The sequence below is a fragment of the Bacillus sp. FSL H8-0545 genome (assembly GCF_038006105.1).
Taxonomy (GTDB): Bacteria; Bacillota; Bacilli; order Bacillales; family Bacillaceae_G; genus Bacillus_A; species Bacillus_A cereus_U.
In genome coordinates this window covers 12,501-27,500 of the sequence record NZ_JBBOUO010000001.1, presented here as the reverse complement: position 1 = coordinate 27,500, position 15,000 = coordinate 12,501, and the positions used below count along the sequence as shown (strand labels likewise).

Sequence of the window (15,000 nt, the reverse complement as noted above, 5' to 3'; positions counted from 1 at the left end):
GCACCACGCAAAACATGATATACACCTTGATACTCTTTCATTTTTTCCATCGCAATTACATCTTTCGGCTCTTGTACTACACAAATAACCGATTGATCCCTATGCGAATCGTCACAAATATAACAAGGATCGCGGTCAGTGATATGTCCGCACACAGAACAATACGCTAAATCTCGCTTCGCATTCACAAGTGCTTTTGCAAAACCTAGTACATCATCCTCTTTCATATCTAACACGAAAAACGCCAATCGAACCGCTGTTTTCGGTCCGATTCCTGGCAACTTCATAAAACTATCGATTAATTTTGATATCGGTTCTGGATAATGCATATATCAATATCCTCCTAGAACATTCCACCTGGTAAGTTCATGCCTTTTGTAAATTTGCCCATTGTAGAGTTTGAAAGTTCATCAACCTTTTTAAGTGCATCATTCGTTGCAGCTAATACTAAGTCTTGTAACATTTCAATATCTTCTGGATCTACAACTTCTTCTTTAATTTTCACTTCAAGAACTTGCTTATGGCCATTTGTGATAACAGTAACCATTCCGCCACCAGCTGTACCTTCAACTGTTTTTTCGCCAAGCTCTTCTTGTGCCTTCGCCATGTCTTTTTGCATCTTTTGCATTTGTTTCATCATATTATTCATATTTCCCATTCCGCCACGCATCATAATTAATTCCTCCTCATTATTATTACTCTTTTATTTCAATAAGTTCTTGCCCTACTAATTTTACAGCCTCTTCTATAAGAGGATCTTCTTTTTGTTCTGGGCTTTCTTCGGAATCCCCGCCTTCGCGTTGTAAAAAGTCTTCACGAATTTTACCCCATTCACTTTTCGGGATAGCAATCATATTTAACCTTTTACTTAACAATTCAAAAAGAGTTTGTTCCAATGTATCCATCGCTTCTCGATTTTCACTAGCCATTTTGCAATGAATCTCATATTGAAATGCTAACACATAGGTATCATCCGAAGCCGCAACTGGTTCACTATTTTCTAATAAAACAGCAAATGCTACTTTGTTATGTGATTTGAGCCTTCCTAACAATTCGCCCCATACAGCTTTTAACTGTTCTAAATCTTGACGCTTTGCTTGCTTTAACACTTCATTCACACGTCCAACAGGAATTTTCATACTTCCTGTTCGTACCGGTTTTGGTGTTGCCCGCGTCTCTCTTACTTCCTGCTGCACACCAGCTGGCACGCCATTCTTTTTAACTTGCTCTAACTCTTTCTCCAGTTGCTGCATCCTGTTCATAATCGCTTGTAAACGATCTGCGCCGTTTGCTTGCATCATAAACTGCTGACACAGTTGCACCATAACAACTTCCAAGAATATTCTTGGATGGTTTGTCCACTTCATCTCCTGTTGTCCCTTACTAAGGGTATGAATAATTTCATAGATTACTTCCGGTTGCATTTCTTCACTTAACGTACGGAATTGATCATCTACAATTACCCGTTCCAACATACGTTCTAATTGTGGTGAAGTTTGATATAAAAGCATATCACGATAGTAGTAAATGAAATCCTCCATAAAGCGAACTGGATCTTTCCCTTTACTCATCATCTCATCTATAATACGTAACGCTCTTGATACATCATTTTCACGTATACATTCTACCAGGTCACCCAAATATCGCTGAGATACAGATCCTGTTACAGCTAAAACATCTTCACTCGTCACCGTCTCATCACTATAAGAAATAGCTTGATCAATAAGACTGAGGGCATCACGCATACCACCTTCGGCGGCACGCGCTACGATTTGTAACGCTTCATCTTCTACTTGCGTACCTTCATTTGTCACAACCGTCGATAATCTCTCAACGATATCATTTACTGATATCTTTCGAAACTCGAAACGCTGACAACGCGAAATAATTGTAGCTGGAATCTTATGCGGTTCTGTTGTCGCCAGAATAAAAATAACATGTCCTGGCGGCTCTTCTAAAGTTTTCAAAAGCGCATTAAAGGCACCCATAGAAAGCATGTGAACTTCATCAATAATGTATACTTTATATCCTACAGCACTTGGAGCATATTTTACTTTATCTCTTATATCTCGAATTTCATCTACACCGTTATTTGAAGCCGCATCAATTTCTAATACATCTGAAATAGACCCTTGTGTAATTCCTAAACAAGAAGGACATTCATTACAAGGTTCAGCTACCGGGGCGTGTTCACAGTTAATTGCCTTTGCAAATACTTTTGCAATTGTCGTTTTCCCTGTTCCCCTCGGACCCGAAAACAAATAAGCATGTGAAGCTTTCTCTTGAAGAAGGGCATTTTGCAACGTTTTTGTCACGTGCTTTTGACCGACTACATCTTCGAATTTTTGCGGTCTCCATGTTCGGTATAACGCTTGGTATGACACGAAAATACGGCCTCCCTCAAAGGTTATTATCTTATTTATTATAACCCATTCTGTTTATAGATTCCAAAAGTTATTTTCCATACAAAAAACTCACCTTTATATAAAGGTGAGTTTTGTATACATATATAACTGCCGTGCACCTTCTGTCGATTACGTACCATAAGCGTTACTCAAGCAGTTAGCTCGGTTCAGGCACTCCTGCGGCACACGAGAAAACCCGCTTATTGCTGCTTCCTTCCGGACCTGACAAGGTTCACGGGGTCCCGTTGCGCAGGACCCAAACGTCAACACCACTTACTTAAGGCAGACCTTACAGCAGCATAACCTCGAGAAGGGATTCAGCCTCGCTAGAGCGGATTGCGAGTATAGGGCACCGCTACCTCCCCGCTTAGCACGGCAAAGTTAAAACCAATATTCGGTTGCCTTGGATAAGGCATTATCAGTATAACTTGTTTTTTTACAAAATGCAAATACGTTAGTTACCATTACTTTTCTCTAGTTTTTTCACTTCTTTTCTTTTCTTACGAAGCTCCCTAAAAAAAATCGTTAACAACGTACCACATTCCTCTTCAAGTACACCAGGCACTACTTCACACTGATGATTAAAACGCTCATCAGTTAAAAGATTCATCAACGTACCTGCACATCCACCTTTCGGATCGCTCGCACCATATACAACCCGTTTTATACGCGATAAAACAATTCCCCCTGCACACATTGGGCAAGGTTCTAATGTTACATATAACGTTGCATCTTCTAAACGCCATGTCCCTAATTTTTTGCAAGCTTCATCAATAGCTAAGAGTTCGGCGTGAGCTATTGATCTCTGTTCAGTTTCTCTTAAGTTATGTGCGACACTAATCACTTCACCATCTAGCACAATTACAGCACCAATTGGTACCTCTTGTATCGCCTCCGCCTTCTTCGCTTCCTCTATTGCTAACTGCATAAAATATATATCTCGCTCCATAATATAGTCCTTTCACCAAAAATAAAATACACTTTTTCATTTCTTGCAGGTGGGATAACTTTTACAAATTCAATCCAACCTAAAGAAGAAAGAGAGGGAATTACATATGAAAAATACTGCCTTACTCATTATCGATATGATTAATGATTTTCAATTCTCCCACGGACCCATCCTGGCACAGAAATGTGAAATTATAAAGAACCCCATTTTACAATTAAAGGACACCATGAAATCATTGGGCTATCCAATAATTTATGTCAATGATCACTATCAACTTTGGAGATCTGATATTGATCAACTTATCACTCATTGTACAAATAAGTATAGTAAAAATATTATCGAGGCCATTGCTCCGCATACTGACGATTACATTTTTATTAAACCACATTACTCTGCTTTTTATGAAACACCTTTGAATTCTTTATTAGGTTATTTAAAAATCGAAAATCTCATTTTAACAGGAATTGCCGGGAACATATGCATCCTTTTTACAGCTAATGATGCCCATATGAGAAATTATACACTTTATGTACCACGGGATTGCATCGCTTCTAATAACGAGCAAGATAATGAACATGCTTTAAAAATAATGGAAGCCACATTAAAGGCAAATATTGTACCGTCATCCCAAATAAAATTTAATTAATACATATCTATTTTCTAACTTTTTATATCAAATTAGTCCGCTCGCTCCCCTCTTGTGCTACAATAATTCTGTTTTGTGTTTTTAGTAGTCACGGTAAATCACTGATTGAAAGGAGGAAACAGCGTGACCGGAGTACCATTTATCACGGTTGAAGGACCAATTGGTGTTGGAAAAACTTCACTTGCGAAGGAACTTTCAACTCACATGCAACTCCACTTACTAAAAGAGATTGTTGATGAAAATCCTTTTTTAGGAAAATTCTACGAAGACATCGACGAATGGAGTTTTCAAACAGAGATGTTCTTTCTTTGTAATAGATACAAACAACTAGAGGATATTAACATAAAGTATTTGAATCAAAGAAAGCCTGTAGTAGCAGATTATCATATATTTAAAAATTTAATTTTTGCATCCCGTACATTAAAAGATGCTCAATATGACAAGTACATGCAAATTTATCGCATTCTTACGCAAGATATGCCTGTACCAAATGTCATCGTTTATTTAACAGCGAGCCTAGAAACATTACAAAAACGAATTGCGATGCGCGGAAGAGAATTCGAAAAAAATATGGATCCAAATTACTTACTACAGCTTACAAAAGATTACGAAACAGCAATGGATGCTTTCAAAAAGGACCATCCAGATATTCCAGTATTGAAATTTAATGGAGACGATATGGATTTTGTAAGAAATCCTGATGATTTAAATGTCATCTTATCCGCTCTTCAAAATACTCTCTTGAAGGAGTCGAAATAACAATGAATTTAAGGCAAAAATATGATATACCAAATGATGCAGTTATCACTATTGCTGGAACAGTAGGTGTCGGTAAATCCACTATGACAACTGCATTAGCTAACGCTTTAGGTTATCGTACATCTTTTGAAAAAGTAGATTCCAACCCATATTTGGACAAGTTCTATGCTGATTTCACACGCTGGAGCTTTCACTTACAAGTGTACTTTTTAGCAGAACGATTTAAAGAACAAAAAAGAATTTTCGAATATGGTGGCGGTTTTGTTCAAGACCGTTCTATCTATGAGGACACTGGTATTTTCGCAAAAATGCATTACGAAAAGGGTACAATGACTGAAACTGATTATGAGACATACAAAGGTTTATTTGATGCTATGGTCATGACTCCTTACTTCCCTCATCCAGACTTATTAATTTACCTAGAAGGTTCTTTTGATGATATTGTCGATCGTATTCAAGAACGAGGACGTCCCATGGAGCAGCAAACACCAATTGAATATTGGAAAGAGATGCATGGACGTTACGATAACTGGATTAATAACTTTAATTCATGCCCTGTTTTACGATTAAACATTAATGAATACGATATTTTAAAAGATGGCGATTCAATCGAACCAATCATTAAAAAAATTGGACATTTTTTAAAACAAACACGTAAACTTGTAAAATAAAAAACCCGTGCATATGCACGGGTTTTCCTATGAAATTACTTTTTCTTTTTTGTCGGAGCAATAATTTCACTCTCTGGCTTTCCAGCATTAATACGCTGACGAACAGTACTCGTACTAATATCATATGTTTCAGCAATCTCTTTAACAGTCAATTCTTTCCCATTAATTACTGCTGTTAGTAATTTCCCTGTACGTTTTGGAGTTACTTCTTTTTGCACAACTGGTTTTTCAGCTTCTTTTGATACCTCTACTTTTTTTGCAACCTGTTTTACATCACAAGTGCAACCACAAAGTTTACGGAATGTATCATCACTTATAATGCGCGACACATTTGCACCACTGTTTAAAATTCTATTGTTCTTACAGACAGGACATTGTACATAATATAAAGTTTTTCCATCTAAAGGAAACGTTTGTATAATAAGATCCATGTTAACTCCTTTCATATCTATGAAGATAATCATCGGAATATGAGTGTGTAATAAGGACACTATATCCTTACATCATACTTTATGATTGGTTTTAAAATAAAAACTCGTTACGTGTTGGTAACGAGTTCTCCAATCTCCACTTATATGCGCTGTTGTCAATTATATCTGGAGGAGGTAGAGGGATTCGAACCCCCGCGCGACTCTCGCCGCCTGTCGGTTTTCAAGACCGATCCCTTCAGCCAGACTTGGGTATACCTCCATATTGACATCAAATATAATATCAAAAGAAAAACAGTTAGTCAACCCTACTATAATAAATTATGAGGAAAGGAAAATTTTACTTCCCCTCTCCTTTATGACAGTGCTGACAACGTCCATAATTACCAATCACTCATACCGATGAATGTTTTAACTTATTTAATAACTGTTTTTCCTCCCATATAAGGGCGAAGAACTTCTGGAATTATAATTGTACCATCTTCTTGTTGGTAGTTCTCTAAAATAGCTGCCACTGTACGTCCAATTGCAAGACCAGATCCATTTAGTGTATGAACATGTTCCGGTTTGCCATTTGGCTCACGACGGAAACGGATATTCGCGCGTCTCGCTTGGAATGCCTCAAAATTACTACAAGAAGAAATTTCACGATATGTACCATAGCTTGGAATCCATACTTCAATATCGTATTTCTTCGCTGCTGTAAATCCTAAATCTCCTGTACACATGCTCATAACGCGATATGGCAACTCTAATAATTGTAACACGCGCTCTGCATCATTTGTTAATTTTTCTAACTCTTCGTAAGAATCTTCTGGTTTCACGAACTTCACAAGTTCAACTTTATTAAATTGGTGTTGGCGAATTAAACCACGTGTATCACGACCAGCTGAACCTGCTTCAGAACGGAAGCATGAGCTAAACGCAGCATATCGTATCGGCAATTGCTCTTTACTCACAATCTCATCACGATGCATATTCGTTACAGGTACTTCAGCTGTTGGGATTAGGAAATAATCTTCACTTTCAATACGGAATGCATCTTCTTCAAACTTCGGAAGTTGTCCTGTTCCTGTCATACTTGCACGGTTTACCATATAAGGAGGCAATACTTCCTCATATCCATGCTCATCAGTATGAAGGTCAAGCATAAAGCTAATCAAAGCACGTTCTAATCTTGCACCAGCACCTTTGTAAAATACAAATCGGCTTCCTGTTACTTTCCCAGCACGTTCAAAATCTAAAATCCCTAAATCAGTAGCAAGGTCCCAATGCGGTTTTGGCTCATAAGTAAATTCTTTCACTTCTCCCCAAGTACGTGCTACTACGTTATCATCCTCTGTTTCACCTATTGGAGCAGATTCATGAGGGATATTTGGGATAGATAGCATTAATCTTTCTAAATCTTCTTCAACTGTACGAAGCTCATTATCAAGATCTTTTACTTTTTCCCCAACTTCACGCATTTCTAGAATTAGAGCTTCCGCATCTTTCTTTTCACGCTTTAATACTGAAATTTGTTGAGATACTTCGTTACGTTTACTTTTTAATTCTTCTGTTTGAACAAGTAGCTCTCTTCTTCTCGTATCAAGTTCTTCAAAGCGACCAAAATCCGTTAAGTCTTCGCCTCTATGCTGTAATTTTGCTTTTACTTCTTCAAAATTCGTACGTAAAAATTTAATATCAAGCATTATATACTCCTCCTTTTATTTTATAAAACACAAAAAACTCCCGTCCCTATACAAAGGGACGGGAGTTAACCCGCGTTGCCACCCTAGTTGAAAGCATTACCGCTTTCCTCTCAAGTAGAAATAACGGCTCTTCACCGGGAATGCTTACTAATCAAAAGATATTCCACATTCCATTCCAGGATGGATTCACAAACTGTTTCTATCGATTTCCACCAACCATCGACTCTCTATAAGAAACAACATTTGTTACTACTTCCTATCAACACGCTTATTTTATAAAATTGTTATCATCAATTTACTATAATCTTATACAAGTTGCAAGTTACTTATACAACTTTTTTCATTTTCGCTTCTTTTACCATCTCTACAAAGTATGCTGTTACACGGTGATCATCCGTTAATTCTGGATGGAAAGAAGCAGCTAAAAACTGACATTGTCTTACCGCTACCATTCGATCGCCATGTGTAGAAAGTACTTCAACATCATCAGCTACATTTACAACATACGGAGCACGGATAAATACACCAACAAAGTCTTCTCCCACACCCTTCATTGAAAGTGCAGCTTCAAAACTATCTTTTTGGCGTCCGAACGCATTGCGCTCAACCGTAATATCCATAGCACCAATATGTGCTTCTTCATAGCCAATAAGTGTTTTCGCAAGAAGAATCATTCCTGCACATGTACCAAACATTGGTTTACCAGACCTCGCAAATGTACGAAGAGGCTCCATGAAAGCATACTTATCAATAAGACGGCGCATTGTTGTACTTTCACCGCCTGGTAAAATAAGACCATCAATTTCTTCAAGTTGTTCTATACGCTTTACAACAACAGCTTCTGCACCACTTGCTTCAACTGATTTCACATGCTCACGAACAGCACCTTGAAGACCTAGCACACCGATTTTCACCATTTTAAAGATCTCCTTTAATTACCATCCACGCTCTTGCATGCGTTGTTCTGGTAATAACGTTGAAATTTCGACACCTTTCATTGCATTACCTAATCCTTTAGAAAGGCTTGCAATTAGTTCGTAATCTTCATAATGAGTCGTTGCTTCAACGATTGCACGTGCAAATTTCTCTGGGTTTTCTGATTTGAAGATACCAGATCCAACAAATACACCATCAGCACCAAGTTGCATCATTAACGCTGCATCTGCTGGTGTTGCTACACCACCTGCTGCAAAGTTTACAACTGGTAAACGACCAAGGCGTTTAATTTCAAGTAGTACTTCATAAGGAGCACCAGTATTTTTTGCATATGTCATTAACTCATCTTCACGTAGACTCGCAACTTGACGGATTTCTGCATTGACTTGGCGCATATGACGCACTGCCTCTACAATGTTTCCTGTTCCAGGCTCACCTTTTGTACGAAGCATAGATGCACCTTCTGCAATACGACGTGCAGCTTCTCCGATATCACGGCAACCACATACAAACGGAACTGTGTAATCACGTTTATTTAAATGGTATACTTCATCAGCAGGAGTTAATACTTCACTCTCATCGATATAGTCTACCCCTAATGATTCTAATACACGTGCTTCTACAAGGTGACCGATACGGCATTTTGCCATAACCGGAATTGACACAGCACCCATAACTTCTTCAACAATTGTTGGATCTGCCATACGAGAAACGCCACCTACTGCACGAATATCTGCAGGTACACGCTCTAATGCCATAACAGCAACTGCGCCTGCCTCTTCTGCAATCCTTGCTTGCTCAGCGTTAACTACGTCCATAATAACGCCGCCTTTTTGCATTTCTGCCATTCCACGTTTTACACGTTCTGTCCCTGTTACATTTGTCATGTACAAAAACCCCCCTAGGTGAATTGCTTTCCCCCGTTAAAGAAGAAAATTAAGAATACTCTTACATTCTACCACTAACTATCTGATGCTTGTCCACTACTTTTTCATAAAGTCGGTATGAAAAATAGGAATAAGAAAAAGCTCCTACAATGAGGAGCTTTTAAAACCAACCTTTTACTGTATCAACAGCACTATTCCACATACCACTAAAGAAAGAACCAATTCCGCGCATAGAACGTGTGAACCAGCCTGCCTCTTCTACTTCAGACTTTGTTACAAGGTCTACTTGTAATGATTTTCCTGATAAAAATCCAGGGTCATTACTATCTTTAGCCGTTACAACCATTTGGCCAAGTGCAACTCCTTTTTTCATAGGTGCTTCTTGTCCCTTATTTCCTTCTTTAAATTCTGTTTTATAAACGTCTTTACTTCCCTTTGGCACCGGAACTGAAACAGCTTGCTTCGTTTGAACTGCTACATCTTTATCTTTCGCATTTTCAACTCTTACTGTTTCTTTTCCTTTAACCGAAGAACCTTTTTCATACATTTTCTTCATTTCAAAGTTAGCAAAGCCATAATCATATAATTTCTTTGTCTCATCAAATCTTGCTGTATGAGATTTTGTTTTAATAACTACAGAAATGAAACGCATACCATTTCTTTCAATCGTACCAGTGAAACAATCTCCTGCTTCTGGAGTTGATCCTGTTTTCAGACCATCTACGCCTTCATATTCCTTAATTAACCCTTTTAACATCCAGTTCCAGTTAGGCATTTCGATCCGATCCGGAGTACCTTCACGGAATACTTTTTTTGAAATTTTTGCTATGTCTAATGTTTTAGGGAAATCTTGAATAAGACGTTGTGCTAAAATTGCTACATCTCTCGCAGACATTTTATTTTCTTCATCTGGAGTTGTCCCTTCAGGATGGTGTCCTTTTAAATCTTTGTTCGTTAAGCCCGTAGAATTTACAAACTTATAATTTTTTAATCCAAACTCTTTCGATTTATCATTCATCATTTTTACAAAGTCTACTTCTTTTCCAGCAACTGCTTCAGCTAACGCTATTGTTGCACCATTAGCAGAATAAATTGCCATTGCTTCGTATAGCTCTTTTACTGTATAAGACTCACCGTTTCGTAGAGGCACATTCGATAATGAACGATCTTGCGAAATGTTATACGCATATTCGGAAACCTTAACTTTTTGATCCCATTTTAGTTTCCCTTTCGCAACAGCCTCGTTCACTAGGTATTCACTCATCATTTTTGTCATACTAGCAATTGATAATAACTCATCTGCATTTTTTTGATATAAAATCTTCCCAGAATTCGCTTCTACTAAAATTGCCGCACCTGCTTCAATGTTTAAAGCGGCTCCTGTTTCTGCTGATGCATTGCTATATGGTACAAGCATGCTACAAGCTATTGTAAGCACTGTTACCAACGCAATGAATCTTTTGCAAAACATACCTTTCACTTTTGCTACCCCCAATATCTATGTACTCACATAACCGTTATTCTAACATAATCAAAAAAAAATAGACAGAGATATCAAATCTCCGTCTATTTACATATAAGACATTATAATGAGTAGTTTGGAGCCTCTTTTGTAATCTGTACGTGATGAGGATGGCTTTCACGTAAACCAGCACCTGACATACGAATGAACTGCGCATTCTCACGTAAGAATTCTAAATTCTGTGCTCCGCAGTATCCCATACCTGCACGTAATCCACCAACTAATTGATGAACTGTATCTGCTAAAGGTCCTTTATATGGTACTCGTCCTTCAATACCTTCTGGAACAAGTTTTTTGTTTCCTTCTTGGAAGTAGCGATCTTTACTTCCTTTTTCCATTGCTCCAACAGAACCCATACCACGATATACTTTAAATTGACGGCCTTGGTAAATTTCAGTTTCTCCAGGGCTTTCAGCTACACCAGCGAACATACTACCTAGCATAACAACGTGTGCCCCTGCCGCTAAAGCTTTAACCATATCACCAGAGTACTTAACACCGCCATCTGCAATAACTGGAATACCATGTTTACGAGCTTCAGTTGCACAATCATAAACTGCTGTTAATTGTGGTACACCAACTCCAGCTACAACACGCGTTGTACAAATAGAACCTGGTCCAATACCAACTTTAACTACATTTGCACCAGCTTCAATTAATGCTTTCGTTGCTTCAGCTGTAGCAACATTTCCAGCAATAATATTTAGTGCTGGATATTTTGCGCGAACTTCTTTTACTTTTTCAATAACACCTTGAGAATGTCCATGAGCTGTATCAAGTACAATTGCATCTACACTCGCTTTTACTAATGCATCGATACGAAGCATTGCATCAGCTGTTACACCAACTGCTGCTCCAACCAATAAGCGTCCTTGCTTATCCTTTGCAGAGTTTGGAAATTCAATTACTTTTTCAATATCTTTTATTGTAATAAGCCCTTGTAATACACCGCTATTATCAACAAGAGGAAGCTTTTCGATTTTATACTTTTGTAGGATCTTTTCAGCTTCTCCTAGTGTAGTACCAACTGGGGCTGTAATTAACTGTTCTTTTGTCATTACGTCAGAAATTTTGATTGAGTAGTCTTGGATGAAGCGCATATCACGGTTTGTAATAATACCAACTAATTTTCGCTCATCTAAATTATTTACAACTGGTACACCTGAGATGCGGTATTTTCCCATAAGATGTTCCGCATCATATACTTGATGTTCTGGAGTTAAAAAGAATGGATCTGAAATAACGCCGCTTTCAGAGCGTTTTACTTTGTCAACTTGCTCTGCCTGATGCTCAATAGACATATTCTTATGGATGATTCCTAAACCGCCTTGACGAGCCATTGCAATAGCCATATCAGCTTCTGTTACTGTATCCATTCCTGCACTAATTAACGGGATGTTTAACTGTAAGCTTTCAGATAAAACTGTTTTAACACTTACTTCTCTTGGTAATATATCTGACTTTGCTGGTACAAGTAATACATCATCAAAAGTCAAACCTTCTTTAACAAATTTAGATTCCCACATAATTGTTCCCCCCATAATACCAGAAATTATTATTAGTAGCTTATCAATTGGTTAAAATACTGTCAAGAAAGTATGAATATGTTAGAATTTTTAGACAATAAAAGGAGCGTAATATATGCATCATACACCTTGTGCTTGGCAGCAATTAAGTTTCTTCTTTTCATCTCAAAACGTACAACATTATCTTGCCCGTTGTTATGAAAAATCCTCGATTCAGGATGCCGAAAAAAAAGGTTTTGAAAATTGTTATCCATTTATTTATTACTTAGAACACGGTAAAAATTATTATGAATTATATAAAACAGCGCCATTTTCCATTCAGCCAATGCTGTTATTTTATGGAATGGGACAACTTTTTAAAGCTTGTTTATTAACTATTAATCCAAACTATCCAGAATCAACAACTGTTTTAGCACATGGAGTGACAACCCGTAAACGAAAAAAACAAGGATATCAATTTTTAGAAGATGAGGTGAAAATACAGAAAAACGGACTATTTACTCACGCTGCAGAACAACTGTTTCACATGAAACACTTGGAAACAGAAAAGTTTAATATGTTAGAGTTAATGGGGAAAATCCCTGAGTTACAACATTTATTTCGCTATAGTCAAAAAGGAACAACATTATATAAAATCGATTCAACAAATAAAAATGAGCTCTCCTTTTCAGTCAACATACTAGATCGACTACATATGACTAAAGAGAGATTTTCTCGTTACATCGAAACAGCTTGTAAGCATTTATCAATACAACACGTACCTGAGAAAAATAATGAATTAAATGTGTTTTTTTCAGCACCTATTCAATCATGGAATCCTATGTATAGCACACCTTTATACTACGAGTATCTTGCTGATACTTATTATTTACCACTTACGAACGACCCTAGAAACTCTAAGCCAGTGTTGCCTGAGCTCCTTGTTCATTATTTATTGCTCTATAATTTAAGTATGATTTCGAGGTATGAAACAGATTGGTGGTATGACTTACTTGGAAGCTATGGATCTGAAGATTATCCATTTATTTATCAGTTTCTCAATATTTCTGCTCAAAAAATCCCTTACTATATTTCAGCATTTTTACTACAGGAATCCAACCTATTTCATGGGAAATAAAAAAACACAAGTCAAAAGACTTGTGTTTTTATCTTGCTTGGCGACGTCCTACTCTCACAGGGACAAGGTCCCAACTACCATCGGCGCTAGAGAGCTTAACTTCCGTGTTCGGTATGGGAACGGGTGTGACCTCTCTGCCATCATCACCAAACTATTGAAGGTATATTCCTTCAAAACTAGATAACATTTGCTTCATATTATATGGTTAAGTCCTCGATCTATTAGTATTCGTCAGCTCCACATGTCACCATGCTTCCACCTCGAACCTATCAACCTGATCATCTTTCAGGGATCTTACTAGCTTACGCTATGGGAAATCTCATCTTGAGGGGGGCTTCATGCTTAGATGCTTTCAGCACTTATCCCTTCCGCACATAGCTACCCAGCTATGCCCTTGGCAGAACAACTGGTACACCAGCGGTGCGTCCATCCCGGTCCTCTCGTACTAAGGACAGCTCCTCTCAAATTTCCTGCGCCCACGACGGATAGGGACCGAACTGTCTCACGACGTTCTGAACCCAGCTCGCGTACCGCTTTAATGGGCGAACAGCCCAACCCTTGGGACCGACTACAGCCCCAGGATGCGATGAGCCGACATCGAGGTGCCAAACCTCCCCGTCGATGTGGACTCTTGGGGGAGATAAGCCTGTTATCCCCGGGGTAGCTTTTATCCGTTGAGCGATGGCCCTTCCATGCGGAACCACCGGATCACTAAGCCCGACTTTCGTCCCTGCTCGACTTGTAGGTCTCGCAGTCAAGCTCCCTTATGCCTTTGCACTCTACGAATGATTTCCAACCATTCTGAGGGAACCTTTGGGCGCCTCCGTTACACTTTAGGAGGCGACCGCCCCAGTCAAACTGCCCACCTGACACTGTCTCCCGGGTCGATAAGACCCGTAGGTTAGAATTTCAATACAGTCAGGGCGGTATCCCACCAGCGCCTCCACCGAAGCTAGCGCTCCGGTTTCAATGGCTCCCGCCTATCCTGTACAAACTGTACCAAAATTCAATATCAGGCTACAGTAAAGCTCCACGGGGTCTTTCCGTCCTGTCGCGGGTAACCTGCATCTTCACAGGTACTATAATTTCACCGAGTCTCTGGTTGAGACAGTGCCCAAATCGTTACACCTTTCGTGCGGGTCGGAACTTACCCGACAAGGAATTTCGCTACCTTAGGACCGTTATAGTTACGGCCGCCGTTTACTGGGGCTTCAGTTCAGAGCTTCGCTTACGCTAACCCCTCTCCTTAACCTTCCAGCACCGGGCAGGTGTCAGCCCCTATACTTCGCCTTACGGCTTCGCAGAGACCTGTGTTTTTGCTAAACAGTCGCTTGGGCCTATTCACTGCGGCTTTCCGTTAAGAAAGCACCCCTTCTCCCGAAGTTACGGGGTCATTTTGCCGAGTTCCTTAACCAGAGTTCTCTCGCACACCTTAGGATTCTCTCCTCGCCTACCTGTGTCGG

Annotated in this window: 14 protein-coding genes, 1 tRNA gene, 2 rRNA genes, 1 other RNA gene and 1 other annotated feature (2 of these 19 running past the window's edge); of the genes, 4 read left to right on the top strand and 14 right to left on the bottom strand. The window is 38.9% G+C overall.

The window, feature by feature from the left end; translation table 11 throughout:
- The 5 genes from recR to tadA all read right to left on the bottom strand — a co-directional run.
- On the bottom strand, window positions 1–329 hold the 5' portion of the coding sequence (gene recR / locus MHI07_RS00135; protein WP_002159648.1) for a recombination protein RecR. Its footprint begins 268 nt before the window's first position; 329 of the gene's 597 nt are visible here — the first part of the coding sequence; the start codon lies at window positions 327–329; its stop codon lies off the left edge, out of view.
- Window positions 330–343: 14 nt separating this feature from the next.
- Window positions 344–670 carry a YbaB/EbfC family nucleoid-associated protein gene (locus tag MHI07_RS00130; protein ID WP_171902539.1) on the bottom strand — a complete coding sequence of 109 codons (327 nt, stop codon included), beginning with the start codon at window positions 668–670 and terminating at the stop codon, window positions 344–346.
- 25 nt (window positions 671–695) lie between these two features.
- Entirely contained in the window at window positions 696–2,384 is a 1,689-nt protein-coding gene (dnaX, locus tag MHI07_RS00125; protein WP_340821389.1) for a DNA polymerase III subunit gamma/tau, read from the bottom strand.
- A gap of 132 nt (window positions 2,385–2,516) precedes the next feature.
- Window positions 2,517–2,781, bottom strand: an RNA gene (gene ffs / locus MHI07_RS00120) — signal recognition particle sRNA large type.
- A 78-nt stretch (window positions 2,782–2,859) separates the two neighbouring features.
- Window positions 2,860–3,354, bottom strand: coding sequence for a tRNA adenosine(34) deaminase TadA (tadA, locus tag MHI07_RS00115; RefSeq protein ID WP_002029304.1), 495 nt, complete (start codon window positions 3,352–3,354; stop codon window positions 2,860–2,862).
- Window positions 3,355–3,460: 106 nt separating this feature from the next.
- On the opposite strand from tadA, the gene MHI07_RS00110 reads away from it, so the two are divergent.
- The 3 genes from MHI07_RS00110 (at window position 3,461) to MHI07_RS00100 (ending at window position 5,430) form a co-directional block, all read left to right on the top strand.
- Window positions 3,461–4,000: an isochorismatase family cysteine hydrolase gene (locus tag MHI07_RS00110; protein WP_002063357.1), complete on the top strand. Its 540-nt coding sequence runs from the start codon at window positions 3,461–3,463 to the stop codon at window positions 3,998–4,000.
- A 123-nt stretch (window positions 4,001–4,123) separates the two neighbouring features.
- The gene (locus MHI07_RS00105; protein ID WP_002159650.1) at window positions 4,124–4,759 is read left to right on the top strand and encodes a deoxynucleoside kinase; all 636 of its coding nucleotides are present in this window, start codon (window positions 4,124–4,126) and stop codon (window positions 4,757–4,759) included.
- Window positions 4,760–4,761: 2 nt separating this feature from the next.
- The gene (locus MHI07_RS00100; protein WP_002009620.1) at window positions 4,762–5,430 is read left to right on the top strand and encodes a deoxynucleoside kinase; all 669 of its coding nucleotides are present in this window, start codon (window positions 4,762–4,764) and stop codon (window positions 5,428–5,430) included.
- Window positions 5,431–5,465: 35 nt separating this feature from the next.
- Here MHI07_RS00100 and MHI07_RS00095 read toward each other — a convergent pair whose 3' ends face one another.
- The 7 genes from MHI07_RS00095 to guaB all read right to left on the bottom strand — a co-directional run bounded on the left by MHI07_RS00095 (window position 5,466) and on the right by guaB (window position 12,420).
- Window positions 5,466–5,861: a DUF3797 domain-containing protein gene (locus MHI07_RS00095; RefSeq protein WP_340821386.1), complete on the bottom strand. Its 396-nt coding sequence runs from the start codon at window positions 5,859–5,861 to the stop codon at window positions 5,466–5,468.
- 166 nt (window positions 5,862–6,027) lie between these two features.
- A tRNA-Ser gene (locus MHI07_RS00090) sits at window positions 6,028–6,120 on the bottom strand.
- A gap of 154 nt (window positions 6,121–6,274) precedes the next feature.
- The gene (gene serS / locus MHI07_RS00085) at window positions 6,275–7,549 is read right to left on the bottom strand and encodes a serine--tRNA ligase (protein WP_002009617.1); all 1,275 of its coding nucleotides are present in this window, start codon (window positions 7,547–7,549) and stop codon (window positions 6,275–6,277) included.
- A 51-nt stretch (window positions 7,550–7,600) separates the two neighbouring features.
- Window positions 7,601–7,821, bottom strand: a binding site (T-box leader).
- A 54-nt stretch (window positions 7,822–7,875) separates the two neighbouring features.
- Window positions 7,876–8,466 (bottom strand): pyridoxal 5'-phosphate synthase glutaminase subunit PdxT, encoded by a 591-nt coding sequence (pdxT, locus tag MHI07_RS00080; RefSeq protein WP_016106807.1) that lies wholly within the window; start codon window positions 8,464–8,466, stop codon window positions 7,876–7,878.
- Window positions 8,467–8,484: 18 nt separating this feature from the next.
- Complete coding sequence (gene pdxS, locus MHI07_RS00075; RefSeq protein WP_002151929.1) at window positions 8,485–9,372, bottom strand: pyridoxal 5'-phosphate synthase lyase subunit PdxS; 888 nt, start codon at window positions 9,370–9,372, stop codon at window positions 8,485–8,487.
- A 160-nt stretch (window positions 9,373–9,532) separates the two neighbouring features.
- Window positions 9,533–10,843: a D-alanyl-D-alanine carboxypeptidase family protein gene (locus MHI07_RS00070; protein ID WP_340826854.1), complete on the bottom strand. Its 1,311-nt coding sequence runs from the start codon at window positions 10,841–10,843 to the stop codon at window positions 9,533–9,535.
- A gap of 113 nt (window positions 10,844–10,956) precedes the next feature.
- Window positions 10,957–12,420, bottom strand: coding sequence for an IMP dehydrogenase (gene guaB, locus MHI07_RS00065; protein WP_002159656.1), 1,464 nt, complete (start codon window positions 12,418–12,420; stop codon window positions 10,957–10,959).
- Window positions 12,421–12,535: 115 nt separating this feature from the next.
- Between guaB and MHI07_RS00060 the strand changes: the two genes are divergently transcribed.
- Window positions 12,536–13,537, top strand: a complete 1,002-nt coding sequence (locus tag MHI07_RS00060; protein WP_016106805.1) for a YaaC family protein — start codon at window positions 12,536–12,538, stop codon at window positions 13,535–13,537.
- A gap of 35 nt (window positions 13,538–13,572) precedes the next feature.
- On the opposite strand, the gene rrf is transcribed toward MHI07_RS00060, so the two are convergent.
- Window positions 13,573–13,688, bottom strand: a 5S ribosomal RNA gene (rrf, locus tag MHI07_RS00055).
- Window positions 13,689–13,738: 50 nt separating this feature from the next.
- Window positions 13,739–15,000: ribosomal RNA gene (locus MHI07_RS00050) — 23S ribosomal RNA — on the bottom strand; it runs 1,660 nt beyond the window's last position.

What these genes read in the sequence shown, in the direction of transcription:
- MHI07_RS00130 (WP_171902539.1), bottom strand. Translation starts at nt 670, where the DNA reads ATGCGTGGCGGAATGGGAAATATGAATAATATGATGAAACAAATGCAA.
- tadA (WP_002029304.1), bottom strand. Translation starts at nt 3,354, where the DNA reads ATGGAGCGAGATATATATTTTATGCAGTTAGCAATAGAGGAAGCGAAG.
- MHI07_RS00110 (WP_002063357.1), top strand. Translation starts at nt 3,461, where the DNA reads ATGAAAAATACTGCCTTACTCATTATCGATATGATTAATGATTTTCAA.
- MHI07_RS00100 (WP_002009620.1), top strand. Translation starts at nt 4,762, where the DNA reads ATGAATTTAAGGCAAAAATATGATATACCAAATGATGCAGTTATCACT.
- MHI07_RS00095 (WP_340821386.1), bottom strand. Translation starts at nt 5,861, where the DNA reads ATGGATCTTATTATACAAACGTTTCCTTTAGATGGAAAAACTTTATAT.
- serS (WP_002009617.1), bottom strand. Translation starts at nt 7,549, where the DNA reads ATGCTTGATATTAAATTTTTACGTACGAATTTTGAAGAAGTAAAAGCA.
- pdxT (WP_016106807.1), bottom strand. Translation starts at nt 8,466, where the DNA reads ATGGTGAAAATCGGTGTGCTAGGTCTTCAAGGTGCTGTTCGTGAGCAT.
- pdxS (WP_002151929.1), bottom strand. Translation starts at nt 9,372, where the DNA reads ATGACAAATGTAACAGGGACAGAACGTGTAAAACGTGGAATGGCAGAA.
- MHI07_RS00070 (WP_340826854.1), bottom strand. Translation starts at nt 10,843, where the DNA reads ATGTTTTGCAAAAGATTCATTGCGTTGGTAACAGTGCTTACAATAGCT.
- guaB (WP_002159656.1), bottom strand. Translation starts at nt 12,420, where the DNA reads ATGTGGGAATCTAAATTTGTTAAAGAAGGTTTGACTTTTGATGATGTA.
- MHI07_RS00060 (WP_016106805.1), top strand. Translation starts at nt 12,536, where the DNA reads ATGCATCATACACCTTGTGCTTGGCAGCAATTAAGTTTCTTCTTTTCA.